Annotated in this window: 1 protein-coding gene; it reads left to right on the forward strand. The window is 62.6% G+C overall.

Translation table 11 applies throughout. The annotated features are described in order from the left end of the window. Window positions 1–135 precede the first annotated feature (135 nt). Window positions 136–1,509 (forward strand): IS1182 family transposase, encoded by a 1,374-nt coding sequence (locus IV498_RS18680; RefSeq protein WP_442951388.1) that lies wholly within the window; start codon window positions 136–138, stop codon window positions 1,507–1,509. Window positions 1,510–1,613: the final 104 nt, after the last annotated feature.

The following is a 1,613-nucleotide window of genomic DNA, read 5'->3' on the forward strand; positions in this document are numbered from 1 at the left end:
GAATAACCTGGCTCTGGTGGGTGTGGCTGGGAGAATTGGGGTATGGATAGTGGCGCCCAGGACGGTCTTTTTGATGAATCAGCGGTTGCGCGTGTGGAGGCTGTTGATGATGGCCGTGTGGATGTCAAGGGTGGGGTGAATAAGCGTTTCAAAGCTTTTGATCCTGACGCGGTGATGCTGGTCCCGCCGTCCTTGGAGGAGTGGCTGCCGCAGGGACATTTGGCCCGGTTCATTGCCGAACTTGTTGATCATGAGTTGGACTTGGACCGGTTCTACAAGTCTTATGCGAAGGCCAAGGGCCAGCCACCGTATGATCCTCGCCTGATGCTGCGGATCGTGCTGTACGGGTACTGCGTCGGAGTCCGCTCCTCGCGGGAGATTGAACGGGCCTGCACGGATGTGGTCGCGTTCCGGTGGCTGGCCGCGCAGCAGGGACCGGACTTCCGCTCCATCGGCCGTTTCCGTGAGCGGCATCTGGCCGCGTTGGCGAATGTGTTCCTTCAGGCCCTGCAACTGTGTCAGGCCGCGGGCATGGTGTCCTTGGGCCGGGTCGCCCTGGACGGGACGAAGGTGCGGGCGAACGCGTCCCGGCACAAGGCCATGTCCTATGCCCGGCTGACGTCCAAGCAAAAGGTTTTGGCGGAGGAGATCAGCGCCCTGATGGAAGAGGCGAAGACCGTTGACGCGGACGAGGATGCCCGCTTCGGCCCGGGCAAACGCGGAGATGAACTCCCCGCGGAGTTGGCGAACCGGGAAGCACGGGCTGCGGCAATGGCGGTTGCCCGTGCCTCGATGGAGGAGGAAGCCGCCTCCCGGGCCCGCCAGCTTGCCCAGGAGAGGGCCCGGAACCGGGGCGGTGATGATGATGACATCACCGGTGCCGGCGACAGGGCCGCGGAGGCAGCTGAACCCAAGCCCACGGCGCAGCGGAACTTCACGGACCCGGACGCACGGATCATGAAAACCGCTGACGGGTCCTACCATTACTGCTACAACGGCCAAGCCGTCGTTGACGCCGAGCACCAGGTCATCATCGCCACCACCTTGAACAATGTTCCCGTCGATGTGCAGCAGCTGGCGCCCATGATCGAACACACCGCGGCCACCATCGGGGTGATGCCCCGGCAGTGGAGTGCCGATGCCGGGTATTGCTCAGCGGGCAACCTTGAACACGTCAAGGATGTGGAAGGAGAGCATCAGACGGAGTTCTTCATCTCCACCCGGCGTATGAAACACGCCACCCCGATCCCTGAATCACCCCGGGGCAGGATCCCGGCCAACGCGACCCTGGGTGAACGTATGGCCAGGAAACTGAAAACCAAGAAAGGCAAGGCCGTTTACGCCCGGCGCAAGGCCATCGTGGAACCGGTCTTCGGGCAAATCCATACCCGTCAGGGCAAACATGTTCTGTTGCGCGGGCTGAAGAACGCAGCCCGCGAATGGGAACTGCTCGCCGGTTGCCACAACCTGCTCAAACTCCACAGTTACCGCACCAATACGGCCACCTAACGAGGAACAGCACGTCGGAGGGCACCACCTATAGCCCCTCACCAGACGCCGGAGACCATCCAAGGAAGGCGAAAGCACCGACCGACACGGTCGCGCCCCACGAA

It is taken from the genome of Paenarthrobacter sp. Z7-10 (assembly GCF_026932795.1).
GTDB lineage: Bacteria > Actinomycetota > Actinomycetes > Actinomycetales > Micrococcaceae > Arthrobacter_M.